Origin of the sequence: Paractinoplanes polyasparticus (assembly GCF_019710575.1) — a bacterium.
GTDB classification, from domain to species: domain Bacteria; phylum Actinomycetota; class Actinomycetes; order Mycobacteriales; family Micromonosporaceae; genus Actinoplanes; species Actinoplanes polyasparticus.
The window spans coordinates 1-24696 of record NZ_JAHWFK010000013.1 but is presented as its reverse complement, the minus strand read 5'-3'; the positions used below and the strand labels follow the sequence as shown (position 1 = coordinate 24696).

22 protein-coding genes are annotated in these 24696 nt (G+C 71.6%); 16 read left to right on the top strand and 6 right to left on the bottom strand.

What is annotated here, in order from left to right:
- Positions 1 to 103 precede the first annotated feature (103 nt).
- From KXC43_RS15020 to KXC43_RS15000, 5 genes are read left to right on the top strand one after another with little or no spacing between them, the layout of a single operon-like run.
- Positions 104 to 1060: a FecCD family ABC transporter permease gene (locus tag KXC43_RS15020; protein ID WP_438870898.1), complete on the top strand. Its 957-nt coding sequence runs from the start codon at positions 104 to 106 to the stop codon at positions 1058 to 1060.
- Entirely contained in the window at positions 1057 to 2082 is a 1026-nt protein-coding gene (locus tag KXC43_RS15015) for a FecCD family ABC transporter permease (protein WP_221376676.1), read from the top strand. Before KXC43_RS15020 ends, KXC43_RS15015 begins: the two co-directional genes overlap by 4 nt.
- Positions 2079 to 2903 carry an ABC transporter ATP-binding protein gene (locus KXC43_RS15010; protein WP_221376675.1) on the top strand — a complete coding sequence of 275 codons (825 nt, stop codon included), beginning with the start codon at positions 2079 to 2081 and terminating at the stop codon, positions 2901 to 2903. Before KXC43_RS15015 ends, KXC43_RS15010 begins: the two co-directional genes overlap by 4 nt.
- Positions 2900 to 4540 (top strand): ABC transporter ATP-binding protein, encoded by a 1641-nt coding sequence (locus KXC43_RS15005; protein WP_221376674.1) that lies wholly within the window; start codon positions 2900 to 2902, stop codon positions 4538 to 4540. The genes KXC43_RS15010 and KXC43_RS15005 overlap by 4 nt, the downstream gene beginning before the upstream one ends.
- Positions 4537 to 6255, top strand: a complete 1719-nt coding sequence (locus tag KXC43_RS15000) for an ABC transporter ATP-binding protein (RefSeq protein ID WP_221376673.1) — start codon at positions 4537 to 4539, stop codon at positions 6253 to 6255. Before KXC43_RS15005 ends, KXC43_RS15000 begins: the two co-directional genes overlap by 4 nt.
- A gap of 7 nt (positions 6256 to 6262) precedes the next feature.
- Here the strand turns inward: KXC43_RS15000 and KXC43_RS14995 are convergent, their stop codons facing one another.
- Positions 6263 to 6877 (bottom strand): hypothetical protein, encoded by a 615-nt coding sequence (locus KXC43_RS14995; protein WP_221376672.1) that lies wholly within the window; start codon positions 6875 to 6877, stop codon positions 6263 to 6265.
- A gap of 122 nt (positions 6878 to 6999) precedes the next feature.
- Between KXC43_RS14995 and KXC43_RS14990 the strand changes: the two genes are divergently transcribed.
- The 5 genes from KXC43_RS14990 (at position 7000) to KXC43_RS14970 (ending at position 10573) form a co-directional block, all read left to right on the top strand.
- Positions 7000 to 7335, top strand: coding sequence for a PadR family transcriptional regulator (locus KXC43_RS14990; protein WP_221376671.1), 336 nt, complete (start codon positions 7000 to 7002; stop codon positions 7333 to 7335).
- Positions 7328 to 8140 carry an ATP-binding cassette domain-containing protein gene (locus KXC43_RS14985; RefSeq protein ID WP_221376670.1) on the top strand — a complete coding sequence of 271 codons (813 nt, stop codon included), beginning with the start codon at positions 7328 to 7330 and terminating at the stop codon, positions 8138 to 8140. Before KXC43_RS14990 ends, KXC43_RS14985 begins: the two co-directional genes overlap by 8 nt.
- Positions 8137 to 8811: a hypothetical protein gene (locus KXC43_RS14980; RefSeq protein WP_221376669.1), complete on the top strand. Its 675-nt coding sequence runs from the start codon at positions 8137 to 8139 to the stop codon at positions 8809 to 8811. The genes KXC43_RS14985 and KXC43_RS14980 overlap by 4 nt, the downstream gene beginning before the upstream one ends.
- A gap of 17 nt (positions 8812 to 8828) precedes the next feature.
- Complete coding sequence (locus KXC43_RS14975; protein WP_255644117.1) at positions 8829 to 9731, top strand: arginase family protein; 903 nt, start codon at positions 8829 to 8831, stop codon at positions 9729 to 9731.
- A 452-nt stretch (positions 9732 to 10183) separates the two neighbouring features.
- A complete protein-coding gene (locus tag KXC43_RS14970; RefSeq protein ID WP_221376668.1) occupies positions 10184 to 10573 on the top strand; it encodes a hypothetical protein in 390 nt (129 codons plus the stop codon).
- 390 nt (positions 10574 to 10963) lie between these two features.
- Here the strand turns inward: KXC43_RS14970 and lexA are convergent, their stop codons facing one another.
- The gene (gene lexA / locus KXC43_RS14965) at positions 10964 to 11572 is read right to left on the bottom strand and encodes a transcriptional repressor LexA (RefSeq protein WP_221376667.1); all 609 of its coding nucleotides are present in this window, start codon (positions 11570 to 11572) and stop codon (positions 10964 to 10966) included.
- Positions 11573 to 11625: 53 nt separating this feature from the next.
- Complete coding sequence (locus KXC43_RS14960; protein ID WP_221376666.1) at positions 11626 to 14988, bottom strand: hypothetical protein; 3363 nt, start codon at positions 14986 to 14988, stop codon at positions 11626 to 11628.
- Positions 14989 to 15071: 83 nt separating this feature from the next.
- Here KXC43_RS14960 and KXC43_RS14955 point away from each other — a divergent pair, with 83 nt between their 5' ends.
- Positions 15072 to 15593: an acyl-CoA thioesterase gene (locus KXC43_RS14955; RefSeq protein WP_221376665.1), complete on the top strand. Its 522-nt coding sequence runs from the start codon at positions 15072 to 15074 to the stop codon at positions 15591 to 15593.
- Between the two features lie 16 nt (positions 15594 to 15609).
- Complete coding sequence (locus tag KXC43_RS14950) at positions 15610 to 17544, top strand: acetoacetate--CoA ligase (RefSeq protein WP_221376664.1); 1935 nt, start codon at positions 15610 to 15612, stop codon at positions 17542 to 17544.
- On the opposite strand, the gene KXC43_RS14945 is transcribed toward KXC43_RS14950, so the two are convergent.
- Positions 17541 to 18245, bottom strand: a complete 705-nt coding sequence (locus KXC43_RS14945) for a TIGR03089 family protein (protein WP_221376663.1) — start codon at positions 18243 to 18245, stop codon at positions 17541 to 17543. The two genes, KXC43_RS14950 and KXC43_RS14945, sit on opposite strands and share 4 nt — an antisense overlap.
- A 180-nt stretch (positions 18246 to 18425) precedes the next feature.
- On the opposite strand from KXC43_RS14945, the gene KXC43_RS14940 reads away from it, so the two are divergent.
- The 3 genes from KXC43_RS14940 to KXC43_RS14930 are packed head-to-tail and all read left to right on the top strand — an operon-like array spanning position 18426 to position 21278.
- A complete protein-coding gene (locus KXC43_RS14940) occupies positions 18426 to 19577 on the top strand; it encodes a glycosyltransferase family 4 protein (RefSeq protein ID WP_221376662.1) in 1152 nt (383 codons plus the stop codon).
- 18 nt (positions 19578 to 19595) lie between these two features.
- The gene (locus tag KXC43_RS14935; RefSeq protein WP_221376661.1) at positions 19596 to 20711 is read left to right on the top strand and encodes a mannose-1-phosphate guanylyltransferase; all 1116 of its coding nucleotides are present in this window, start codon (positions 19596 to 19598) and stop codon (positions 20709 to 20711) included.
- A gap of 33 nt (positions 20712 to 20744) precedes the next feature.
- Entirely contained in the window at positions 20745 to 21278 is a 534-nt protein-coding gene (locus tag KXC43_RS14930) for an NUDIX hydrolase (protein ID WP_221377081.1), read from the top strand.
- 51 nt (positions 21279 to 21329) lie between these two features.
- Here the strand turns inward: KXC43_RS14930 and KXC43_RS14925 are convergent, their stop codons facing one another.
- Positions 21330 to 22388, bottom strand: coding sequence for a coenzyme F420-0:L-glutamate ligase (locus tag KXC43_RS14925; RefSeq protein ID WP_221377080.1), 1059 nt, complete (start codon positions 22386 to 22388; stop codon positions 21330 to 21332).
- A gap of 86 nt (positions 22389 to 22474) precedes the next feature.
- Positions 22475 to 23452: a 2-phospho-L-lactate transferase gene (gene cofD / locus KXC43_RS14920; RefSeq protein WP_221376660.1), complete on the bottom strand. Its 978-nt coding sequence runs from the start codon at positions 23450 to 23452 to the stop codon at positions 22475 to 22477.
- A 111-nt stretch (positions 23453 to 23563) separates the two neighbouring features.
- On the opposite strand from cofD, the gene KXC43_RS14915 reads away from it, so the two are divergent.
- Positions 23564 to 24517, top strand: coding sequence for a hypothetical protein (locus KXC43_RS14915; protein WP_221376659.1), 954 nt, complete (start codon positions 23564 to 23566; stop codon positions 24515 to 24517).
- The last annotated feature ends 179 nt before the right edge of the window (positions 24518 to 24696 follow it).

The following is a 24696-nucleotide window of genomic DNA, read 5'->3' as shown; positions in this document are numbered from 1 at the left end:
CGCAGAACCCATGGAGCCCACGTTGACCGCCGTCATTGCGGCCCCACCCTCCAGCGCGCACCGGAGACGGGCGAATCGGCGCTGGATCGGCTTCGCGGCGGCCCTGGCTGTCCTATTTGTCGTGATAGCGCTGAGCATCGCGATCGGCAGCCGCACGATCTCGTTCGCCACGGTGTGGCAGGTGCTCTGGCACCCCGACAACTCGTCGGAATCGGCGATCGTCCACGATCTACGCCTCCCGCGGACGCTGCTCGGCGTCGGGGTCGGCGCCGCCCTGGGTCTGGCCGGCACGGTCATGCAGGCGCTCACGCGCAACCCGCTCGCCGAGCCGGGCCTGCTCGGCGTGAACATGGGCGCCTCGACCAGCGTGGTGTTCGCGATCGCCTTCCTCGGCGTCACCACCGCCTCCGGCTACGTCTGGTTCGCCTTCGCCGGCGCCGCGCTCACCTCGGCCGCGGTCTTCGCGCTGGGTGGCGCCGGACGGCATCCCACGCCGGAGCGCCAGATCCTGGCCGGGGTCTCGATCACGGCGGTGCTGGGCGCGGCGGTCTGGGTGGTCCTGGTGCTGCGCCGCGAGGCGTTCGACCGCTACCGGCACTGGGACGTCGGCTCGTTCTCCGACCGCGACTCGGGGACCGTCCTGCGGGTCCTGCCGTTCCTCGCGGCCGGCATCCTGCTCGCTCTGGTGCTGGGCCGCCAGCTCAACGCGCTCAGCCTCGGTGACGACTCCGCCAAGTCGGTCGGGGCTCATCCCGTACGCATCCGCGCCCTCGGCCTGCTGGCGGTGACCCTGCTGTGCGGCGCCGCGACTGCCGCCGCCGGTCCGATCTGGTTCCTCGGGCTCGCGGTCCCGTACGCGGCCCGCATGATCGTCGGCTCCGACTACCGCTGGATCCTGGCCTACGCCGTCCTTCTCGGCCCGGCTTTGGTGCTCGGGGCCGATGTGCTGGGCCGGGTCCTGGTCATCCCGGCCGAGCTGCCGGTCGGCGTGGTCACTGCCTTCCTGGGCGCGCCCCTGTTCATCGCGCTGTGCCGCCGACCCCGGTTGAGTTCGCTGTGAGAACGGTCATCCGCGGCGCCGGCCTCTCCGTACGCGTGTATCCGCGCGCCCTTCTGGTCAGCGTCCTGCTGCTCCTCGCCGCGCTGGCGGTCGCGCTGGTCAACCTGACCACGGGCGACTTCCCGGTCCCGGTGGCGGACGTGCTGCGCAGCCTGGCCGGCCGGGGCGACGCCGGCACCGACTTCATCGTGTACGAGCTGCGCCTGCCCCGGGTGCTGGTCACCCTGCTCGTCGGCGCGGCCCTGGGCGCCAGCGGCGCGGTTTTCCAGAGCCTGACCCGCAACCCCCTGGGCAGCCCCGACTTCATCGGCCTGACCACGGGCGCGGCCGCCGGGGCGCTCATCGTCATGCTGATCGCCGGGGGCGGCGGCGTGCAGGTCGGAGCGGGGGCGATCGTCGGCTGCGTCGTCACCGCCGTGGCGGTCTACCTGCTCGCGTTCCGCCGTGGTGTGCAGCCGTTCCGGCTCGTACTCATGGGAATCGGGGTTTCGGCGCTGCTGGAGGCGCTGAACTCGTACCTGATCTACCGGGCCCGCCTCAACGAGGCCATCGCGGCCCAGGTGTGGCTGATCGGCAGCGTGAACGGGCGCGGCTGGACCGAGGTGGTCATCGTCGCCGTCACCGTCGTCCTGCTGCTGCCGACCGTCATCTACTTCGGACGGAACCTCAAGCTGCTGGCGCTGGGCGACGAGATGGCCGTTCTCCAAGGCGTGCCGGTCGAACGCAGCCGGGCCATCCTGGCTCTCGCCGCCGTGGGGCTGTCGGCCGGCGCTACGGCCGCAGCCGGCCCGATCGCGTTCGTGGCTCTGGCCGCCCCGCCGCTGGCCGCCCGCTTGAGCCGGTCGCCCGACGCGGGCATCCTGCCGGCAGCCATGATGGGGGCGGCGCTGCTGTCCGCGGGCGACTGGGCCGCGCAGAACGCCCTGCCCGGCAACGACATCCCGGTCGGCGTCATCACCGCGGCGCTGGGCGGCGTCTATCTGACCTGGTTGCTGTTCCGCGAACGAGGAGCGAGACGATGACCGATCCCCGCCTGCGGGCCCAGGACCTGACACTCGCCTACGACAAGCGGGTCGTCGCCGAGAAGCTCGACGTCGGGATCGCCGACGGCTCGTTCACGGTCATCGTCGGCCCCAACGCGTGCGGCAAGTCGACCCTGCTCAAGGCGCTCGCGCGCGTGCTCAAGCCGCAGGCCGGGGCGGTCTGGCTGGACGGGCAGGCCATCGCCTCGTACCCGTCCAAGCAGGTCGCGAAGCAACTGGGCATGCTCCCGCAGTCGCCGATCGTGCCGGGCGGCATCGTGGTCGAGGAACTGGTCGCCCGCGGCCGGTTCGCCCACCAGCGGCTGCTGCGGCAGTGGTCACCCGAGGACGAGGACGCCGTGACCGAGGCGATGCGCCTCACCGAGGTGTCCGACTTGGCCGACCGCTTCGTCGACGAGCTCTCGGGCGGTCAACGGCAGCGGGTCTGGCTGGCCATGGCGCTGGCCCAGCAGACGCCGATCCTGTTGCTCGACGAGCCGACCACGTTCCTCGACCTGTCACACCAGTTCGAGGTGCTCGACCTCTGCGCCGAGCTGCACGAGCAGGGCCGCACGATCGTCGCCGTGCTGCACGACCTCAACCACGCCTGCCGCTACGCCACCGAGCTCATCGTGATGAAGGCGGGCGAGGTCGTCGCCCAGGGCCCGCCGGCCGAGGTGATGACGGCCCAGCGGGTCGAGGACGTCTTCGCGATGCCGTGCCGGGTCATCGACGACCCCGAGACCGGAACCCCGATGGTGGTTCCGGCCGACCGTCATCGACGGCGCGGCGTCCGTACACCGGAAGCGGCTCGCGCGTGAAGCCTGCGCTCACGAAGCAGCGCCGGCTGATCGCCACCGGCGCGCTGCTGGCCACCCTGCACCAGGCGGGCGAGGTGTCCGTGCCGTTCCTCATCGGCGTCATCATCGACCGGGCGGTCGACGGCGGCGTCGGCGACCTGTTCCTCTGGCTGGGCGTGCTCGGTGCTGTCTACATCGGACTCAGCTACAGCTTCCGCTACGGCGCTCGGGCCGGTGCCCGCGCTTCCGAGCAGACCGCCCATGACCTTCGCCTCCAGGTGACCCGCCGAGTGCTGCACAACCGTGGTGGCGCCGAGGAGGGCCGGCTGCCCGGCGCCCTGGTCTCGATCGCCACCAGCGACACGGCCCGGGTCGGCGGGGTCGCGGTCGCGATCGTCTACGGCACCGCGGCCGTCGTCGCGGTCGTCTTCACCGCCGTGCTGCTGCTCTGGATCTCGATCCCGCTCGGCCTGCTCGTGCTGCTCGGCCTGCCGCCGCTGATGTGGCTGAGCCAGTTCATCGGCAAGCCGCTGGAGGAGCGCAGCGAGACCGAGCAGGAACACGCGGCCGAGGCCTCCGGAGTCGCAGCCGACCTGGTCGAGGGGCTGCGCGTGGTCAAGGGCCTGCACGCCGAGGAGGCCGCGGTCTCGCGCTACCGGCAGCGCAGTCAGATCGCGTTGGCGGCCACCGTGCGGTCGGCCCGCACCGAGGCGGCCTACCAGGGCGTGGTCCTCACCATCAGCGGGCTCTTCCTCGCCGTGATCGCCACGGTCGGCGGCATCCTCGCGGTGCGGGGCGAGATCACCGTGGGCCAGCTCATCTCGTCCGTCGGCCTGGCCCAGTTCCTGGTCGGTCCACTCTCGACGTTCGGCTGGGTCGGCGCCGACTTCGCGCAGGCTCGCGCGTCGTCCCGGCGTATCGAGGCGGTGCTGTCGGCGCCCGTCGCGGTCACCGGCGGCGACGCCACCCCGGTCACCCCGGTCAAGGGCCAGATCGATCTGCGCGTACGGGATGTGGCCCTGAAGATCGCCGCCGGCGAGACCGTCGGGATCGTCGCCACCGACGCGGCCGCCGCCGCCGAACTGCTGCGCCTGCTGAGCCGGTCGTCCGACCCGGCCGACGGCGTGGTGGAACTCGACGGCGTGACCTTGGCCTCGCTGGAACCGGAGGACCTGCGCGCCGCCGTCCTGGCCGTCGAGCACCACACCGGGCTCTTCGACGGCACGATCCGGGCGGCCGTCTCGCTCGACCGCGCCGAGCCGGCCACAGTGGACGCGGCGATGGCCGCGGCCGACGCCGACGAGGTTGCCCGGGGCCTGCCCGACGGCCTCGACGCCGTGCTCGGCGACGGCGCCCGCACGCTTTCGGGCGGTCAGCGCCAACGGATCGCGCTGGCCCGGGCACTGGCCACCGAGGCGCCGGTGCTCGTGTTGCACGACCCGACCACAGCCGTCGACGCCGTGACCGAGGCCCGGATAGCGGCCCGGCTGCGGCAGATGCGCGAGGGCCGCACGACAATCCTGGTCACCACCAGTCCGGCCCTGCTCGCGGTGACCGACCGGGTGGTGTTCCTGCACGACGGCGCGGTCCGCGCCGAGGGCACCCACGGCGACCTGGCCGCCGGCGACGAGACGTACCGGGAGACGGTGCTGGCATGACGACCACCCTGCTGCCGATCGCGACCGGGGCCCGTACGCGCTCGGTCGTCCTCGGATTTCTCCGCCCCCAGCGGGCCCGGCTCGCCGGGGCGCTCACGCTGCTGGTCGCCGGCACCATCGCCGGCCTGGTCGCGCCGCCGCTGCTCGGCCACATCGTCGACCTCGCGACCAAGGACGGCAGCACGGGCGACTTCGTGCTCGCGGGCGCCGGCCTGGTCGGCGCCGCCCTGTTCGAAGCGGTCCTGGCCGGTCTCGGCATCGCGCTGCTGGCCCAGGTCGGCGAGGACACCCTGGCCCGCCTGCGCGAACGGTTCGTGGAATCGGCGCTGCGACTCCCGCTGGAACAGGTCGAGAAGGCGGGCGCGGGCGACCTCACCTCGCGCGTCACCAACGACGTCGCGGTCGTCGCCGAGGCCGCCCGCACCGCGCTGCCCGAGTTCACCCGCGCGCTGCTGACCATCGTGCTGACGCTGGGCGGCATGGCCGTGCTCGACTGGCGTTTCCTGGTGGCCGCGCTGCTGGCGGTGCCCGTGCAGGCGTACACGGTCCGCTGGTATGCCCGCCGGGCTGTGCCCCTGTATGCGCGACAGCGGGTAGCTGTCGGCGCTCAGCAGCACCAGCTGCTGGCCACCATCGACGGCGCGACGACCATCCGGGCCTTCCGCATCGCCGGCGAACACAGCGGACGGGTGGCTGCCCGCTCCCAGCAGGCGGTCGACCTCCTGCTCCAGGGCGTCGCGTTGCAGACCCGCTTCTACGCCCGGCTGCACGTCGCCGAGTTCGCCGGCTTGGCCGCAGTGCTCGCGACCGGTTTTTTCCTCGTACGCGGTGATGCCGTCAGCATCGGCACGGCCACCGCCGCCGCCCTGTACTTCCACGGACTGTTCAACCCGGTCAACGTGGCCCTCGCCCTGGTCGACGACGCCCAGGCCGCCGCCTCCGGCCTGAACCGCCTGGTCGGCGTGGCGTCCCTGACCACTCCGGCCCGGGCCGGGTCCGAGTCGTCCGACGCGCCGTCGGCCATCGAGGTCCGCGGCCTGACCTTCGGCTACCACCCGGATCGCCCGGTGCTGCACGAGGTCGACCTCACCGTGGCCCGAGGCGAACGGGTGGCGGTGGTCGGCTCCACCGGAGCCGGAAAGACCAGCCTGGCCAAGGTGATAGCCGGCGTCCACGACCCGCTTTCGGGAAGCGTCGCAGTGCCCGCCGGCGAGGTCGCGCTGATCACCCAGGAGGTCCACGTCTTCGCCGGCCCCCTGGCCGAGGACCTGCGCCTGGCCCGTCCCGCCGCCACCGACGAGGAACTGTGGGCTGCCCTGGCCGCCGTGGACGCCCTGGACTGGGTGTCCAAGCTCCCCGAGGGGATCGAGACGGAGGTCGGCTCGGGCGGTCACACCCTGACGGCCGCCCAGTCCCAGCAGCTGGCCTTCGCCCGCCTGATCCTGGCCGACCCGCCGGTGGCCATCCTCGACGAGGCGACGGCCGAAGCCGGCAGCGCCGGAGCCCGCATGCTGGAACGAGTGGCTACTGCGGCCCTGCAGGGTCGCACCGCGGTGATCGTCGCCCACCGCCTGACCCAGGCCGTGACCGCCGACCGGGTAGTTGTCCTGGAAAACGGCCGGGTGGTCCAGAACGGACCGCACGAAGCCCTGGTGGCCGAGCCCGGCCCCTACGCCGTTCTCTGGCAGGCCTGGTCCGGCCAGCGCACTCACTGATTCACGGTCAGTCGCCCGCGGCGGTCTGGAACAGGATTCGCCCGTTCAGTGCGATGACCATGTTGCCGTCGGCTCGCAGGATCAGGACGGCGCCGGGGTTGCCGGCGGTGCCGCTGCTGAAGGCGGTGCCGTTGTCCGCGTCGTAAAGGACCAGATGGCCGTCGTTCTGCATGACGAGCTTGACGCCGTTGTCCGTGCCGGTCTGCCAGACGGTCCGGCCCTGGTCCCGCAGGACGAGGTTGCCGCCGGTGGTCACCGTGAGCCGGAGCCGGTTGGTCGACCAGCTCTGGCCGGTGGTCAGGACGCTGGTGGCGGCGATGACTTTCTCGCCCCACCGCGGTGTCTTCGGCGGTGTGGTCGCCGGGGGACGGGCGGTGCGCCTCTTGTCCGTGGGCGTTGCGTCGGGCGTCGAGGTTGCGGCTGACGGCGACGGGGGCGGAAGGGTCACGGAAGGGAACGCCGAGGGATCGGGCGTGGGCGCAGATCGGGCGGTCTCCGGGCGCGAGGGGTCGTCGCGGGCGATCCAGAATCCCGCGTACCCCGCTGCTCCCATGCTCAGGATGACGGCGGCCACCGCAGCGATCGCCGCCCCGCTGACATTCCGGCGCTCGTTGTCGGTCATGCGTCCTTCCTGGTCGGGCCTGCACAGCGACGCTACGTCGGGCGACGGGCGCCGGGATCGTCCACTCGGCCGGATGATCCCGGCTAGTCAGTCTCCCTGCTAACCAGGTAGCCTTCCTAGCCATGACTCCACGGCCCTGGCTGCACGGGTTTCTCGATCTCTGTCTGCTGGCGATGCTGCGGGAGCGGGCCGACTACGGCTACGGGCTCTCGCAACGGCTGGCCGCGGCCGGTGTGGCCGATGTGCCCGGCGGCACCCTCTATCCGGCTCTGCTGCGACTCGAGGAACAGGGGCTCGCCACGCCCAGCTGGGCGCCTTCCGAGGCTGGGCCGCGTCGCAAGTACTACGCGATCACCGGCGTCGGGCGGGATCTGCTCGACGGTCAGGCCGCCGACTGGCGCCGGTTCCGCGACGGCGTCGACGCGCTGCTGAGCGCCAGCGAGGTGCGCCATGACTGACTGGCCCTCGGCATTCGAGGCCGAGCTGTTGCGCCTCGGGGTGCAGCCCGCCCGGGCCCGGCGGCTCGCCGATGAAACGTCGCTGCAGGCAGCCGAGACTGCGGACGCGCCCGGGGAAGTCTTCGGGCCCGCGCACCTCTACGCCCGCCATTTGGTGGCTGAGCTCAGCGCGCCGGGTGCGGCTTCCCCGCGTACGAAATTCGAACCCGGCCCGATCCTGCTGAGCCTCACCGGAGTCAGCAAGCGCTATCGCCGCCAGACCGTCTTCACCGGCGTCGACCTGACCGTGCGCGGGGGCGAGGTCGCTGCCATCGTCGGCGCCAACGGCTGCGGCAAGTCCACGCTGTTGCGCATCTGTGCCGGGCTGACCAGGCCCAGCGGCGGCACGGTCAAGCGCACCCGGCGGGTCGGCTTCGTTCCGCAGGACGGCGGGACGGCCGGCTGGCTGACCGCCGAGGAACACTTCACCCTGTTCGGCGCGGCGGCGGGCATGGTGCCCGGGCGTGCCCGGTCCACCGGCGTCCACCTGGCCACCCGCCTCGCCTGGCGGCCGGGCCGGCAGCAGCGCGCCCAGCAGATGTCCGGCGGCACCCGGCAAAAGCTCAACCTGGTGCTGGGCGAACTGCACGCGCCCGATCTGCTGCTGCTCGACGAGCCCTACCAGGGCTTCGACCAGGGCACCTATGTGGACTTCTGGCAGCAGGTCTTCGCCTGGCGCGACGCCGGCCGGGCCATCGTGGTGGTCACCCACCTGCTGCACGACCTGCAGAACGTCGACCACGTGCTCGATCTGGGGGAGCGATGACAACACTCGTGGTGGCCGGCCTCTCGACCCGCGAGGTCGGGCGGCGGTGGGCCGCGCTGGCCCTGGTGATCGCCCTGCCGTTCTGGTTCTACCTCGTCCGCCGCGACGCCACCGGCCAGTCCATGCGCATGCTGGCGCTGGGCATCGGCTGGGCGATCTCGACGCTGACCCTCTTCGTGGTCAACGCGTCCCGCGGCGTCGATCCGCGGCTGCGCCTGACCGGGGCGCCGGTCATCAGCATCATCGGCGGCCGGCTGCTCGCCATGACGGGGGTGGGTGTGGCGCTGGCCGGCGGCTACTGGATTCTCACCTGGCTCGATCAGGACGTGCTGCACCTGGGCGCGGCCGCGCTGATGATGCTCGTCTCGGCCGTCGTCGCGGCCCCGCTCGGCAGCCTGATCGGCGCCCTGCTGCCGCGCGAGCTCGAGGGCGCCTTGGCCCTGCTGAGCGTCGTGGCCGTGCAGATGCTGGCCGACCCCGCGGGTCTCACCGCCAAGCTGATGCCGTTCTGGTCGGTGCGCGAGATCGGCACGTACGCCGTGGACGGCGGCAGCTTCGACATGGTGTGGCACGGTCTGGCGCACGCCGGGGTCACCTGGCTGATCTGCGCCGGCGGCACCCTGGCCCTGTTTCAGTGGCGCCTGCGACTGGCCCGCTATCCCGAACCGTGACCTGCCAAGATGGGATCATGAGCCGTCAATGGTCCGTGCTGGGAGTTCCGTCGAGTGCCGGGGCGCACACGCCCGGCCTGGAGCAGGGGCCGGCCGCTGTCCGGGCCGCCGGCCTGCTGAGCGATCTGCGCGCCGCCGGCCTTCAGGTCGACGACCGCGGTGACGTGCCCGGCTTCCGCTGGCGTCCCGACCCCGAGCGGCAGAACGGCCAGAACGCCGCGGCGGTGGCTGCGGTCGCCGACGATGTGGCGGCGGCCGTGGCGGCCGTTCTCGGCGAGGGGCGTACGCCGTTGGTAGTGGGCGGCGACTGCAGCATCACCGTCGGCGTGATGGCCGGGTTCGCCCAGGCGGCGCGGGATCCGGCACTGCTCTACATGGACGGTGGTCCCGACCTGTTCACGCCCGGGACCAGGTCCAACGGCAACCTGGACGCGATGGGTGTGGCCCACCTGCTGCGACTGCCCGGCCACCTGCCTGAGGTCGCCGCCGTCGGCCCGCCGCTCACGCCCGACCGCGTGGTGTCCTATGGGGACGCTCTGCCCGCGGAGGGCCCGGACGTCGAACGCGACCTGCTGGAAGAGCTGGCCATCACCCGCATCTCGGCGCTCGACGTGCACCGCGACGCCCACGCGGCCGCCGCGAAGGCGCTGGCCGCGGCCGAGTCCGCGGGCGAATCCTTCGTCCTGCACTTCGACGTGGACGTGCTGCGCTTCGCCGCCATGCCGATCGCCGACGTCCCCGACTCCGGCGGCGAGCCGATCGGCCTCTCCCTGCACGAGGCGATGACCAGCGTGTCGATCTTCGCCCGCAGTCCACGCCTGGCCGCCGTCGTCCTCACCGAGATCAACCCCGACCACGCCCCCGACTCCGAAGTTCTGAGCGACTTCATCACTGCCCTGGCCACCGCGCTGGCCGCCTGAGCCGTTGCGCCGCTGAGTTGCTGAGCCGCTGAGTTGCTGAGCCGCTGAGCGGCTGAGGCGTTGCGCCGCTGAGTTGCTGAGCCGCTGAGCGGCTGAGCCGTCGCGCCGTCGCGTCGCTGAGCGGCTGAGCCGTCGCGCCGTCGCGTCGCTGAGCTGCTGAGCCGTCGCGCCCTCGCGCCGCTCCGCTTCCGTGGCCGGTAGCCGTTCCGTGCGGTGTAGCCGCATCCGCGCCGCGTAGCCGCTCTTATTTCTCGCGCTGCTCCAAATTCCCCGCGCTACGCCGCCGTCTCCACAACGCGAGCGGTGACGCTTCAGGGGGCTCGCGGACGGTGTGACCGGCAGCACAAACGGTCAGGCAAGATCAGCCGAAAGTACGTATGAGCCTCTCCGTGTCCTTTGCGTCCGATATGCCACGATCTGTGGCGTAAGGCAGGAACCACTTGGAGGTTGAGATGAGCAAGACTGCTCGGATGTTCACCATGCTGGGCCTGGGCCTGATGGCGGGCGCGACGATCGGCGCCGGCCCGGCGCTCGCCGCGGGCAGCGCGGACGCGCCGGCCGCCAAGCCCGCGACCACGACGAAGGTCCAGAAGCACGGTGACCGGGACCGGGTCGCCGGCTACTTCCGCACGCGGAGCGCCTGCGAGCGGGTCGGCCGCATCGGCGAGTGGCGTGACCGCTGGGACGACTACGACTGCGACCGGGTCCGCTTCGGCTTCAAGCGTGGCCTGTGGGCCCTCGAGGTCGAGCAGAACTGGCGTGGCGGCGGCCACGGCCACGGCCCGTTCGGCGGTCACGGCGGTCACGGCGGTCACGGCGGGTTCGGCGGTCACGGTCGCTGACCTCAGTGTCAGCCGCTGGAGAGTTCAGCAGCCGTGACGCCCCGAACCGTCACGGCGTGAGCCTTCCGGCATGACAGGTAGCGGGTTCGAGAGTTCCGTCCATGCTCTCGATCCCGCGCCTGAACCACCCCGGTACTCGGGCCGCATCGCCACGATGCGGCCCGAGCGCATTTCCGCCCGGCGCGGCAACCCTCCACTGTGCCGGGTCGGACCCGGTGGAGAACGGTGACCGGCTTGCTCGGGTTGGACCCGGTGGAGAACGGTGACCGGCTTGCTCGGGTTGGACCCGGTGGAGAACGGTGACCGGCTTGCCCCGGGCCGGACCTGGCGGAGAACAGTGACCGGCATGCCCGGTCGGGTCCGGCGCGGAACGGTCACCGCCTCGCCTGGTCAGACTCGGCGCAGGACGGTGACCACCTTGCCGAGGATGACGGCGTCGTCGCCCGGGATGACGTCGTAAGCCGCGTTGCGGGGCACCAGCTCGATGTGGCCGCCGGTGCGCTGGAAGACCTTGACGGTGGCCTCGCCGTCGATCATCGCCGCCACGATGTCGCCGTTGTCGGCGACCTGCTGCTGGCGCACCACGACGGTGTCGCCGTCGCAGATGGCCGCCTCGATCATCGAGTCACCCTTGACCTTCAGGGCGAACAGCGTGCCGTGGCCGACCAGGCTCAACGGCAGATTGAGCTCTTCGTCGACGTGCTCGTCGGCAAGAATCGGCGTGCCGGCGGCAATCGTGCCCAGGACGGGAACGGGCACATTGGCCTGCTCGCCCGGAGTGCGTACGTCGATCGCGCGCGAGCCGCGGGCCCCGCGCCGGATGTAGCCCCGCTCTTCGAGCACCTTGAGCTGGTGGGCCACGGACGAGGGCGACTCGAGCCCGACGGCGGCCCCGATCTCGCGGATGGTCGGTGGATAACCGTGCTGGTCGATCCACTCACGGATCATCGAGTGGATCTGCCGTTGCCGCTTGCTCAGAGGCACGTCGTCCGTGGACATGCGAGGATGATACTACATTCTTCGATCATTTGTACGACTCGAACGAATGACTCTCAGCTCGGCTCGCGCTGGGCGGGGATCGCCGGCTCGTCCTCGGGCGGCCGCTCCATGCTCATCACGGTCAGCCCCCGCTCCTCGGTCGCCGTCCCGGCCCCGTCCGGCGGCGTGACGCGGCCGGACGGATCCTCGGCGTCGGCTCGCCCTCCGGCCCGCCCGGGCACCGTGGCCTTGCCCTTGGCCGCGAGCCGCACGATCTCCGTACGCTCGCCCGGCGGCTCGACGGTTCCCGTCCGCGCACTCTGCGTACCATCCGGACCGAACCGGATCACCTGCGTCTCGTCCCCGCCGATGTCCCCGGTGTGGCTGACAGCCGCGGTGTTCTGCCCCGATGCCCGCCCCGGATGAGCAGCGAGGTCGGCCGGCAGTACCGGCGGCAGCAGATGCAGCGGCGCCGCCAACTCGGCGACCTTCACCAGATGCGTACGCTCCGGGTCCGGCGCATCCAGGGGCTGGGTGACCGCTCCGTCGACCACAGTGATGGCCTGCGTCCGATCCGGGTCGGGCGCACTGAGCGACCGCGTCGTCTCCTCGCCGTGCGCCGTCCCACCGACCGCAGCAGCCGTGTCGTCGGACGAAACGACGACGATTCTCTGTGTGCGTTCCGGGTCGGGCGCGCTCAGCGACCGGGTCGTTTCCCCATCGTCGGATGTGCTGCCGGCGGCGGTAGGTGTTGCGTGGTCGGTCGGGATGACCGTGATGGTCTGTGTGCGGTCCGGATCCGGCGCGTTGAGGGACCGGGTGGTTTCCGCGTCGTCGAAACTGTCGCCGGTCGGGCTGACCGCGATGGTCTGCGTGCGGTCGGGGTCGGGCGCGTTGAGGGACTGGGTGGTTTCCGCGTCGTCGGTTGAGTCGCCGGCGGCGGTGTGTGTTGTGTGGTTGGTCTGGCTGAGCGCGATGGTCTGTGTGCGGTCGGGGTCGGGCGCGTTGAGGGGCCGCGTGATCTCCGCATCGTCGGACGAGACGACGGAGATGGTGTGAGTCGTGTCGTGTCCGGCGCCTTCCTCCGGTACGGCGGGGGTTGTTTGTGCCGTTCCGGAGTCGGGCGCGTTGAGCGACTGGGCTGTCGCCACGTCAGCGGCAGGCGGTTCGTCAGCCGAGGTGAACACCTTGATGGTGCGGGCCCGGTCCGGGTCGGGCGCGCTGAGTGACCGGGTGACCTCGACCCCGGAGAGGTCCGGCCCGGTCGGTTCGGGCGCGGCTACCGTCGCCCGTGCCCGCACCGGCTCGTTGACCGCCTCGACTTCGTCGCCCCCGGCCGGAGTGACCTGAAGCTTCGTGGTCAGCTCGCCCAGGTTGATCGCCCGGGTTCGATCCGGATCCGGCGCTTCGAGCGACCGGGTCTCCTCCAGCTCCGGCGGCACAGCGCGCGTGTTCGGAGCCGGCTTGGCGCGCCCGACAACAAACAGATCGGCAAACTCGTCGGAGTCGGAGTCGGAGTCGGAGTCGGAGTCGGAGTCGGAGTCGGAGTCGGAGTCCGAGTCCGAGTCGGCATCGGCATGCGTCGCCATCTCGGTTGCAGCCGTCGAGCCCCGTTCCTCGATGATCTCTGTCGCACGCTCATCGTGGGCGGCTGTGTCACGGTTCCCGGAGTTCTCGGGCCCGGCCGGGCCAGCGGCGCCATCCGCCACCACCGCGACGTCGAGGTCATCGCTTGGAGCGGTCGACTCGCTCCCGACCCGAGCAGCAACAACACCGCCGTCGACCGGAACCTCAACGGCCCCTTCCTCAGCCGCCGTCACCGCCGCGCCGGCTGGTCCGCTGCCGAGTTCGACGGGCTCGGCCGCTTCGCCATCCTTGACTTCCGACGCCGCAACGGCGTCCGACCCCACCACCGATGCTTCAGCGGCGTCCGGTTCCCCCAACGGCTCAGCACCAATCTCTGGTTCGATCGGCGGTGTGGCAAGGGCGACTGGTTCGATCGGCGGTGCTGGAGCGGTTTCTGGTTCCACCGGCGGGTCAGCGGCGGCCGCTGGTCCGGTCGGCGGTGCTGCGGCGGCTTCTGGTTCCAACGAGGGTGTTGCGACGGCTTTCGGCTGCGCCGGCGGCGCAGCAACCGTGGCTCGGCGGGTGGACGCCTGCCCGTTGTGCAGCGCCGCCACAGTCGCAGCCTCATCCCACGAGACCACAACCGCTGTCTGCCGTTCCTGCCGCAGAGTCAGCACCGCGATGGTCGCCTCATCCTCGGGCGCCACATCAACGACTTCGCCGATCTTGAACGGCTCCTCGGCCGCCAGCGCCGCAACCGCCTTGTCGACAGCGTCCTCGCCCCGAGCCGCCGCAACAGAATCGTCCGTGGCAGCTGCGGCCGCAACGCTCGCGCTCTCAGCTGCGCCGTCAGCGACCGGCGAAACCGTGGAGTCTCCGGAAACTGTCCCTGGCGTCGCCGCGTCCCGTTCGACCGGATTGCCGGCAACCGCACTACCGCCGGTCGCGCCCACCGCTGTCAGCGCAGTTGTGTGCTCATCGGCGGAGTCCGAGGAGTCCCTGAAGTCAGCCGGATCCGAGGAGGCGACCGAGGCCGTCTTCTCGTCGACGGCCGTGAGCAAGGCAGTCCGCTCATCCTCGGCGTCGGCCGGGATCGCCGCGCTCTCGACGGTCTTCTCCTCCGGCCGGGCCGGCGCGTTTTCGGCCGTTCTCCCGTCCGGGAAAGGCGTCGCGGCGGAAGGAGTCGTGGCGGAAGGCGTCGCGGCAGGGAGCGCCGTCCCGGCCGAGGCGGGCTCGCCCATCGCCGTACCCGAAGCGGTGGACGACGGCAGGACCGTGGTGGCGTCGGGATCGAAGGCAGGACGGCCGCCGGCCAGCACGGTTGTCGTGTCGTCGGAGGCGGGCGCCATCATCGGCAGCCGCATCACCTTGCTCGGGTCGTCCTCGTTCAGATGCCGGGTCGATGCTGCGGGCGGCATCGCCACCTGGCCCCGCGCGCGCCCCAGCTGCCCGATCAGCGGCAGCACCGGCGGCTCGTACCGGGCCCACCGTCGCGCGCTCAGAGCCGTACAGATCAGCGGAAGCGCGAGCAGCGCAGCCAGCCCGTAGCCCGGCCGGCTGAGATCGAAGCCGTCCTTGGCCACGGATTCCGGCCACACTGCCGCGTACGATTCCGGCGCGGCCAGGGCCCACGCCGAGACGCCCAGGTAAGCCAGCCCGCCGAGGAACGGCCCGGCCGGCGAGATCGGGGCGAACAGCAGGATGGCGTACGCGGCCCCGGCGAGCACGAGCAGCAGCAGACCGGCCACCGACTCGACGGCGAAGTCGTCCTGCCCCCGGGCGGTCAGATCATGTGTGAAACCCACGCCCGCGAGCACCCACACCGCCGGTGCCAGCACGAGGGCATACAAGATCGACCTGAAGTGGCGCACGCTTTCTCTCCCCGAATCCCGACTGCCGTCGCACCGTACCGTCGCCGGGCAACCGGGCGGAAGGACGACGTAACGTACGCCGCATGAATGAGCAGCTCCCCGGCCGTCCCACGAGTCATTCCCGGGTCACTCTGAGCCGCATCATGACAGCGATAGACGTCAATCTGTACGGGACCGTGCACGGCGGTGTCCTGATGAAGTTCGTCGACGACGTGGCCGGCGCCTCGGCGGCCCGGCACAGCGGCGGCACGGCCGTCACCGCGGCGATCGACGAGATCGTCTTCGTCGAGCCGGTGCGGGTCGGCGATCTGGTGCACGCCTACGCCCAGGTGAACTGGACGGGCTCCAGCTCGATGGAGGTGGGTGTCAAGGTGGTCGCCGAGCGCTGGGACGTCGTGCCCAACGAGCCGGTGACCGTCGCCACCGCCTATCTCGTCTTCGTGGCCGTCGATGTGTCCGGTCACCCGCGCAACGTCCCGCCTGTGTTGCCGGAGAGCGTTGAGGACGAGCGCCGCTTCCGCGAAGCTCTGATCCGGCGGGAGCATCGCCTGGCCCGCCGGGCCGCGATCCAGCGGGCCCGGGCCGAGGGGGAGAAGGCTGAATGAACGTTAAGGTGTGGGCATGACGGGCGCAGTGTTGTGGGAGCCGCCGGCCGACGTCCGGCAGACGTCCCGGATCGGGCAATATCTGTCGTGGCTGCAGCGGTCGCGCGGCCTGGAGTTCGCGGACTACGCGGCGCTCTGGCAGTGGTCGGTCGACGACCTGCCCGCGTTCTGGCAGTCGATCTGGGACCACTTCGAGGTCATCGCCCACGACCCGCCGACGGGTGTGCTGCCCGGGGGCGCCGGGATGCCGGGGGCGAAGTGGTTCCCCGGCGCGACCGTCAACTACGCCGAGCACGTCCTGCGCATGCCCGGGCTGACCGACGACGAGCCGGTCGTGCTCGCCCACAGCCAGACCCGTGCGCCGATCACCCTGACCGCGGCCCAGCTTCGTGAGCAGGTCCGCAATGTCCGCGCCGGCCTGCTGGCGCACGGCATCGGCCGCGGCGACCGGGTGGCGGCCTACGCGCCCAACATCCCCGAGACGTACGTGCTGATGCTCGCCACCGCCAGCCTCGGCGCCGTCTTCTCGTCGTGCGCGCCCGAATTCGGCGTACGCAGTGTGATCGACCGCTGGCAACAGATCGAGCCGGCGCTGCTCGTGGCCGTCGACGGCTACCGCTACGGCGACAAGGCCGTCGACCGGCGCGAGGAGGTCGCGGCCGTCACCGCGGCGCTCCCGTCGCTGCGGCACGTCGTCACCATCGGCTACCTCGATCCCGCCCGCGACACGTTCCACGAGCTCGGTGGCGACGACCCGATGGCGTACGAGAAGGTGCCGTTCGACCATCCGCTTTACGTGCTCTACAGCTCGGGGACCACCGGCCTGCCCAAGCCGATCGTCCACGGTCACGGCGGCATCCTGCTCGAACACCTCAAGATGCTCGCCCTGCACCACGACCTGGGCCCCGGTGACCGGTTCTTCTGGTTCACCACCACCGGCTGGATGATGTGGAACTTCCTGGCCAGCGGTCCCGCCGTCGGCGCCGCGATCGTCATGTTCGACGGCAACCCCGCGTACCCGGACATGTCGGTCCTCTGGGATCTGGTCGACGAAGCCGGCATCACCTATTTCGGCACGTCCGCGCCCTTCCTCATGGCCTGCCGCAAGGCCGGCCTCACCCCGCGGAAAGACGGGCTCAGGGGCATCGGCTCGACCGGCGCGCCGCTGCCGCCGGAGGGTTTCGACTGGGTCTACGAGGCGGTGGGCACGCGCCTGCAACTGCAATCGCTTTCCGGCGGTACGGATGTCTGCACCGGCTTCGTCGGTGCGGTGCCCCTGCTCCCCGTGGTCGAAGGCAGGATCGCCTGCCGGGCCCTGGGCGCCCGGGTCGAGGCGTACGACCCCGCCGGTCACCCGGTGGTCGACGAGCTCGGCGAGCTGGTCATCACCGCGCCCATGCCCAGCATGCCGGTCAGCTTCTGGAACGATCCCGACGGCAAGCGCTACCGCGAGGCCTACTTCGACTACTTCCCCGGCGTCTGGCGCCACGGCGACTGGATCACCATCGCCACCGACGGCTCCTGCGTCATCACCGGACGCTCCGACGCCACCCTCAACCGCGGCGGCGTCCGGCTGGGCACCTCGGAGTTCTACTCGGTGGTCGAGAGCCTGCCCGAGATCGTCGACTCGGTGGTGGTCCACCTGGAGCAGGACGACAACCCCAACGGCGAGCTGCTGCTCTTCGTGGTGCTGACCGACGGCGTGGACCTCGACGACTCCCTGCGCAAGCGGATAGCCACCGAGCTGCGCGCGTCGCTTTCCCCCCGCCACATCCCCGACGAGATCCACGCCGTACGAGCCGTCCCCCGCACCCTGTCCGCCAAGAAACTCGAAGTCCCGGTCAAACGCATCCTGACCGGCACCCCGGTCGAATCAGCCGCCGCGAAGGGCGCCCTGGCCAACCCGGAATCCCTGCTCGCCTTCGAGGACCTGGCCCGCAAACGCGGTTAGGCAACCACCAGGGTGACCTTTTCCGAGCCGGCGCGGGCGTCGAGCTTCGTGCGGTCGAGGTGGGCGCAGAGGACGATTGAGGCGCCGGCGACCAGGGGCGCCAGCAGCCAGTCGATCGGGTCGGGGTGGGTGGTGGCGTCGAACAGCACCCGGCTGCCCGCAGTGAGATCGAGCTCGGCGGCGCGGCTGGTGGCGGCGGCCAGGGTTTCGGCGTGGGTGCGGCCGTTGAGGGCCGGGTCGGCCTCCGTGACGGGCGCGCCGGGGAAGTAGTCGCCGAACTGGCGCACCTCCAGGACGAAGTCGGCGAAGCCGGTGGGCAGCTCGCGGAGGGGCATCGCGAAAGGCAGCAAACCGGTCGCGTAGCGGTCTGAGGCTTTTGTCGTTGTGCTCTGATCCGGGGTCGTGAAGAGGGCGTCGGCGGACGCCGGATCGGTCGTCTCGGCCTCGACGCCGGCCGAAACGACGCCCAGGAGGATCGCGGCGGTCTGCCAGTGCGCCGGCATGGTCACCGCGACGGTGTCGCCGTTGCTCAGGCCCAAGCCGTCCACCAGCAAATTCGCTGTCTTGGAGACCCAGTTGTCGAGCGTCGCGCCGGAGAGCTCGGTGCGATCGCCGCCGGCGTCGTCATAAAAAGTCAGCAGGGGGCTTGCCGGGTCGCGGCGGACGGCGGCCGCCAGCACCTGCGGGATTGTGTTCTGCACCGGTAACACGATAGTTCCGTCCTGGTGGCACCGATGGGGTGACTGTGCGTAGTCATCCCTGAGCGGGCGATGAGAACCGGGAAACGAGGCGGACACGGCGGTGTCGCGGTCACCTGCCTGATGCATTCCGGGCGTACGCTTGCCAGTGGTCTGAATTACAACCTCTTTGGGAGTTGCCTCGTGACCGCCGGTCGCCCCCCGCGAGTGCTCGTCGACGCCACCAGCGTCCCCGCAGACCGAGGAGGAGTCGGCAGATACGTCGACGGCTTGCTCGGCGCCCTCGGGCGGATCGACCCGGACAGGGTCGATCTAGCCGTTGTGGCTCAGCGGTCGGATGCGGAGCGTTACAGCCGCCTGCTCGACAACCGCGCCGAGGTGATCGCCGGCCCGGCCGCCGTCGCCCACCGGCCCGCCCGGCTGGCGTGGGAGCAGACTGGTCTGCCCCTGCTCGCTCAGCAGGTCGGCGCCCAGGTGCTGCACTCGCCGTTCTACACGTGCCCGCTGCGCGCCGGTTGCCCCGTGACGGTGACCGTGCACGACGCGACGTTCTTCACCGAGCCCGAGCACTACGACAACACGAAGCGCACGTTCTTCCGCAGCGCGATCAAGACGTCGCTGCGCCGCGCGGCCCGGGTCATCGTGCCCAGCAAGGCCACCCGCGACGAGCTGATCCGGCTCCTCGACGCCGACCCGACCCACATCGACGTGGCCTATCACGGCGTCGACCAGGCGGCCTTCCACGCGCCCACCGAGGAGGAGAAGGCCCGCGTACGCGCCCGGCTCGGCCTCAACGACGCGGGCTACGTCGCTTTCCTCGGGGCCAAGGAGCCGCGCAAGAACGTGCCCAACCTGATCCGGGGCTGGGCCCGCGCGGTCGCCGACTGGCCGCGCCCGCCGGCGCTGGTGCTGGCCGGCGGCCAGGGCCACGACGACGAGATCGACCGTGCCGTGGCCGAGGTGCCGTCCCACCTGCGCCTGCTCCGCCCGGGCTACCTCCGGTACGCCGACCTGCCGGGCTTCCTCGGCGGCGCACTCGTGGCCTGCTACCCGTCCTTCGGTGAGGGCTTCGGCCTGCCGATCCTCGAGGCCATGGCCTGTGCGACGCCGGTGCTCACCACGCCGCGGCTGTCCCTGCCCGAGGTGGGCGGCGACGCGGTGGCGTACACCACCGAAGACCCCGACCGCATCGCGACCGACCTGGCCGACCTGCTGCACGACGAGCCGCGCCGCCTCACGTTGGCCAAGGCGGGGTTCGACCGTGCGAAAGAGTTCACCTGGGCGTCCAGCGCGGAGGTACACGTCACAACCTGGAAACGGGTAGCGACCCCCTGACCTTTACACTCTGTGCGCATGAGCGATCAACTCGACGGACTGTACGGCGTTGTTCTTGCAGGCGGCACCGGAACCCGCCTCTGGCCGCTGTCCCGAGCCGGTCACCCCAAGTTTCTGCACCCGCTGACGGGCACCGAGGCGTCCCTGCTCCAGGCCACAGTGTCCCGTCTCGACCTGCTGGCCCCCATGGACCGCGTGTTCGTGGTCACCGGGGTCGCCCACGCGGCGGCGGTCTCGCGGCAGCTCGACACCATCCCTGAGGCGAACGTCCTCGTGGAGCCCTCGCCCCGGGATTCCTGCGCGGCGATCGCGCTGGCCGCGGCGGTCATCGCCCGGCGTGACCCCGAGGCGATCATGGGATCGTTCGCCTCGGACCACCTGATCGCCGACAAGGAACGCTTCACCGAGGTCATCCAGCAGGCGATGGCCGGCGCCCGCAAGGGGCTGCTGATGACGCTGGGCATCACCCCGACCCGGCCCGAGACGGGCTACGGCTACCTCCAGTGCGGCGGCGAGACCGGCGACGGGCCGGTGCTCGCGGTCGAGGAATTCAAGGAGAAGCCGACGTACGACGTGGCCGAGGGCTACGTGAAGTCCGGCAACTACCTGTGGAACGCGGGCATGTTCGTCTGGCGGGCGGACGCGTTCCTGGCCGAGTTGTCGCGCCAGCAGCCGCAGCTCGCGGCCGGGGTGTCGCGCATCGCGGCGGCCTGGGAGTCGCCGGAGCGCGAAGAGGTGCTGGGCGAGGTCTGGCCGACGCTGCCGCGCATCTCGGTGGACTACGCGGTGATGGAGGGCGCGGCCGCGGTCGGCCGGGTCGGGACGGTTCGGGGCGACTTCGGCTGGAACGACGTCGGCGACTTCCACACGCTGGGCGCGGTGCTGGCGGCCGACCCGTCGGGCAACGTGATCGTCGGACGCGACATCTCGCAGAAGTCCGGCGTGCTGCTGCGCGACACGGAGGGCCTCGTGGTGGTGCCGACCGAGGGTCGTCTGGTCGCGGCCATGGGCGTACGGGATCTGGTGATCGTCGACACGCCGGACGCCGTGCTGGTGATCCCGCGCGAGCGGGCGCAAGAGGTCAAGCACCTGGTGGACGAGCTCAAGGAGCTCGGCGAGCACGGTTACATCTGAGCCGTGAGCATCGAAGACCTGCACGCCGACGCGATGCGGCGGCTGAACGCGTGGGCGGCGACCTCCGACGAGGCCGAGCGGGGACGTCAGCGCACCCTCGAGCTGCTGGACGACGGTCCGGTCGCCATGACCCGGGCGCATCGTCGCGGTCACGTGACGGCCAGCGCCCTGGTCGTGGACGACGAGGGCCGGGTGCTGCTCTGCCTGCACGGCCGCCTGGGCAAGTGGATGCAGCTCGGCGGACACTGTGAGGCGAGCGACTCGAGCCTGGCCGCGGCCGCGCTGCGCGAGGCGACCGAGGAATCGGGCATCACCGGTCTGCTGCTCGACCCGGAGCCGATCGACGTCGACATCCACGAGGTGCGCTGCGGCCCGGCCGACGGCCTGCCCGCCGAGCCATCGGTCCACTTCGACGTACGGTTCCTGCTCCGCGCTCCGGCCGGCGCTCAGGAGCAGATCAGCGACGAGTCCGCGGACCTCGGCTGGTTCGCGCCCGACACTCTGCCGGCCCCGCTGGCCTCCGGCACCGTCCGCCAGATCGCTCCCGCGCTGGCCCGGCTCAGCTGAACGCGTCGCCCGGCTCGCCAAGAAGGCGCCGCGGAGCCGTCGATGCGGAGGTCAGGAGGCGGAGAGCTCCAGGCGGACGCCGTCCTCGTGGGGGAGGGACAGCGTCACGATGGACTCGGCGGCCAGGGCGGCTCGCAGGCGGTGCGCGTCGGCGCCCAGGCGCATGAAGCCGATGGGCGTCTTGTCGAGTGTGCCCAGGTGCAGGGCGGCGGTTGCGCCGCTGCCGGGGATCACCTCGGCCGGAGCCACCGTTGTAGCGCGGGAGAGGTGGTCGGCCACCGCGGCGGCGGCCCGGTCGACTGCGTCCGGGTCGACCGGTAGGCCGGGCAACGCCGCTTCGGGTCCGTCGGGCAGCAGGGCGGCCCGGCGCAGGCCGTCGGCGCGCGCCTCGGTGGTGCCGAGGCTGAACATGTCGGAGGCGGCGTCGCGCAGCAGCACCGAGGCGTCGGCCGCGTCCCGGATGCCGGAGCGGGGGTAGCCGCGGACAACAGCCACCGGCGTCTGGTCGACCTTGCCCTTGACCAGCTCGCCGGCCGCGGCCAGCTCGTCGATGACGGCCATCTGGGTGATCTCGAGCTCGTTGCCGTACGGGTCGGTCTCGCCGCGGTAGTCACGGATCGGCTCGATGCCGGCGGCGCCCAGGGCCACATCGGTGAGGCCGTTGCGCCAGGCCCGGCCCATCGTGTCGGAGATGATGACGCCGACGTCGAGGCCGCGCTTCACCAGGTCGTCGCGCAGGCGCCGGGCCGACTCGTCGGGATCGGCCGGCAGCAGGACGAGGTGGGACTTGTCGACGTTGGAGGCGTCGATGCCGGCGGCCGCCATCACGAAGCCGTGATGGGTCTGCACGATCGTCGTGGGGCCGCGGCGGGCAACCACACGGGCCGTCTCGGACTCGAGGGCGGCCGCTCGCGCCCGGTCACGTTCGGGGCCGTCGACGGGCACCTCGACCAGCCGGCCCTCGGCCTTGGACACGATCTTGCTGGTCACCACCAGGACATCGCCGTCGGCCAGCCAGGGCGCGGCAGCGGTGATGACGTCGGCCAGCTCGTCGCCGGCCACGATCTCGCCGATCCCGCGCACCGGCAGGATCTCCAACCCGTCCGTCACCACGGTCGCCCCCTCGGCGGTGAGATGTTTCGTTCAGCTTGCCCGCCCGCCGCGGCCGACGCGACACCGCCCCCGAGTAGCGCTGATCACGTCGGTTGCGACCCCGGGCTCGCGACGCCCGCGAGGGAGAGGGCGTCCTTGACCATCTGGGCGGTGGCCTCTTCGGAGGACATCCACAGCGGGACAGCCCGGGTGGGGACGCCGGGCACCTCGGTGGCGGCGTCGGACGAGTCGACCAGCCAGCCGTCGAGGATGCCGCCGGCGGAACGAGGGCCGTAGAGCGCGCCGACCCCGGCCGCCGTGACCGCGACGTCGACCGTGGCCAGGCACTTGTCGGCCATGCCGCGGATCGGGGCGTCGCCGATGATGGGGGACACCCCGATGACGGGGGCCGAGCCGGTGGCCACGGCGTCGCGCACGTCGGCCACGGCCAGGATCGGCGCGATGCTCACTACCGGGTTGCTCGGGGCGACCAGCACCACATCGGCCGCGGCGATCGCCTCGAGGACGCCGGGGGCCGGCTTGGCCGCCTCGGCGCCGACGAAGACGAAGCGGTGGGTCGGGACCTCGCCGCGGTAGCGGACCCACCATTCCTGGAAGTGGATGGCCTTGCGCTCGCCCTCGACGTCGACCACCACGTGGGTCTCGAGGCGGTTGTCGGTAGCGGGCAGCATGGTGATGCCGGGCTGCCAGCGGGCGCACAGGGCGGCTGTCACCGCGGAGAGCGGATAGCCCGCGGCCAGCATCTGGGTGCGTACGAGATGGGTGGCCGTGTCCTTGTCGCCCAGGCCGAACCACGACGGCTCGGCGCCGTAGGCGGCCAGTTCCTCCTTGACCACCCAGGACTCGCCGACCCGGCCCCAGCCGCGCCCCGGGTCGTGGGCGCCGCCCAGCGTGTACATGACGCTGTCGAGGTCGGGGCAGATCTGGAGGCCGTGCATGCGGACGTCGTCGCCGACATTGACCACCGCGGTCACCTCGGCGCCGAGGGCACGAGCCTGCGCGCGCACGCCGACGAGAAACTTGGCGCCGCCGATGCCACCGGAAAGGACCACGATCCGCATGCCCGTATCCTCCCGCACGGGTATGACGGAACTTTCCGGTGGGTATCGATGCAGCGTGCGGGGCCGGACTACCCTGAGCCTCCCGCACCCGACTTCGTCTTGGAGAATTCCGTGACCAGCCAACCGCAGCCCACGCCGGGCGAGGGCAGATCGGCCGGCCAGTTCCTCCGCCCGCTGCGCGACCTCGCGGCCTACGCGCTCGTCGGCGCCCCCGCCCTGTTGCTCTTCGTGGCCGTGATCCGGCTGATCCCGGACGGTGAGAACCAGTTCGGCTACCGCACGCAGGACAGCTTCTACGGCTTCGTGAACACCGCGACGGTGTTCATGCCGCTGGCGGCGGTGCTGCTGGCGCTGCTCGTGCCGCCGCTGCATCCGAAGGCCCGGCTGATCACGCTCGTGGCGCTGGTCGAGTACGCCGTGATGGCTTTCTTCGGTGTGCTGTTCGGCCTGCTCATCGGCCTTATCAACCACGCGAGCAACAACGGCGCGCGGATCGCGTTCGAAGAGCTTCTGGTGCGGGCGGCCTGGCTCGGGGTGTTCGCAGTGGCCGCGTACGCGGTGTTCCGGCTCTGGCAGGGCCTGTTCCACGTGGCCAAGCCCAAGGCGCCGCCCGGCGTTTACGGCCAGCCGGCGTACGGCCAGCCGGGCACTTACCCGGGCCAGCCGGGCTACGGTCCGCCGCCGCAGGGCCAGCCGGGCTACGCTCCCGGCGGCTACCCGCCGCCCGGAACGCCTCCGCCGGGAATGCCGCAGCCGGGCGCCCAGCCGGGCGCGCAGCAGTTCGGCCAGCCGTACGGCCAGCCCTACGGTCAGCCGCCCCAGAGCCACCCGCAGCAGCCGCCGACCTGGAACCAGTCGGCCATGCCCATCCCCGCGTCTGCCCCGCCCGCGGCCCAGGCGTTCCCCGCTTCGGGCCCGCCGGCCCCGCCGTCCGCGGCGCCGGCGTTCTCCGAGCCCACCCAGGTGGTGCCGAACACCGCGCCCACCGGCGACGAGCGCACCGAGAAGATTCCCGACGACCGCCCCGGCTTCGGCCCGGCCGGCGAGGACTCGCCGCGGCGGTAGCACCGGCCGAGCCAAAGCTCTGACGCCGATGAACCCGAGGCTCTGACGCCGATGAACCCGAGGCTCTGACGCCGATGAACCCGAGGCTCTGACGCCGATGAGCCCGAGGCTCTGACGCCGATGAGCCCGAGGCTCTGACGCCGATGAGCCCGAGGCTCTGACGCCGATGAGCCCGAGGC

Excerpts from the sequence above, each read along its gene's own strand:
- KXC43_RS15010 (WP_221376675.1), top strand. The coding sequence starts at position 2,079 with ATGACCGATCCCCGCCTGCGGGCCCAGGACCTGACACTCGCCTACGAC.
- KXC43_RS15000 (WP_221376673.1), top strand. The coding sequence starts at position 4,537 with ATGACGACCACCCTGCTGCCGATCGCGACCGGGGCCCGTACGCGCTCG.
- KXC43_RS14995 (WP_221376672.1), bottom strand. The coding sequence starts at position 6,877 with ATGACCGACAACGAGCGCCGGAATGTCAGCGGGGCGGCGATCGCTGCG.
- KXC43_RS14990 (WP_221376671.1), top strand. The coding sequence starts at position 7,000 with ATGACTCCACGGCCCTGGCTGCACGGGTTTCTCGATCTCTGTCTGCTG.
- KXC43_RS14985 (WP_221376670.1), top strand. The coding sequence starts at position 7,328 with ATGACTGACTGGCCCTCGGCATTCGAGGCCGAGCTGTTGCGCCTCGGG.
- KXC43_RS14980 (WP_221376669.1), top strand. The coding sequence starts at position 8,137 with ATGACAACACTCGTGGTGGCCGGCCTCTCGACCCGCGAGGTCGGGCGG.
- KXC43_RS14975 (WP_255644117.1), top strand. The coding sequence starts at position 8,829 with ATGAGCCGTCAATGGTCCGTGCTGGGAGTTCCGTCGAGTGCCGGGGCG.
- KXC43_RS14970 (WP_221376668.1), top strand. The coding sequence starts at position 10,184 with ATGAGCAAGACTGCTCGGATGTTCACCATGCTGGGCCTGGGCCTGATG.
- lexA (WP_221376667.1), bottom strand. The coding sequence starts at position 11,572 with ATGTCCACGGACGACGTGCCTCTGAGCAAGCGGCAACGGCAGATCCAC.
- KXC43_RS14955 (WP_221376665.1), top strand. The coding sequence starts at position 15,072 with ATGAATGAGCAGCTCCCCGGCCGTCCCACGAGTCATTCCCGGGTCACT.
- KXC43_RS14950 (WP_221376664.1), top strand. The coding sequence starts at position 15,610 with ATGACGGGCGCAGTGTTGTGGGAGCCGCCGGCCGACGTCCGGCAGACG.
- KXC43_RS14935 (WP_221376661.1), top strand. The coding sequence starts at position 19,596 with ATGAGCGATCAACTCGACGGACTGTACGGCGTTGTTCTTGCAGGCGGC.
- KXC43_RS14930 (WP_221377081.1), top strand. The coding sequence starts at position 20,745 with ATGCGGCGGCTGAACGCGTGGGCGGCGACCTCCGACGAGGCCGAGCGG.
- cofD (WP_221376660.1), bottom strand. The coding sequence starts at position 23,452 with ATGCGGATCGTGGTCCTTTCCGGTGGCATCGGCGGCGCCAAGTTTCTC.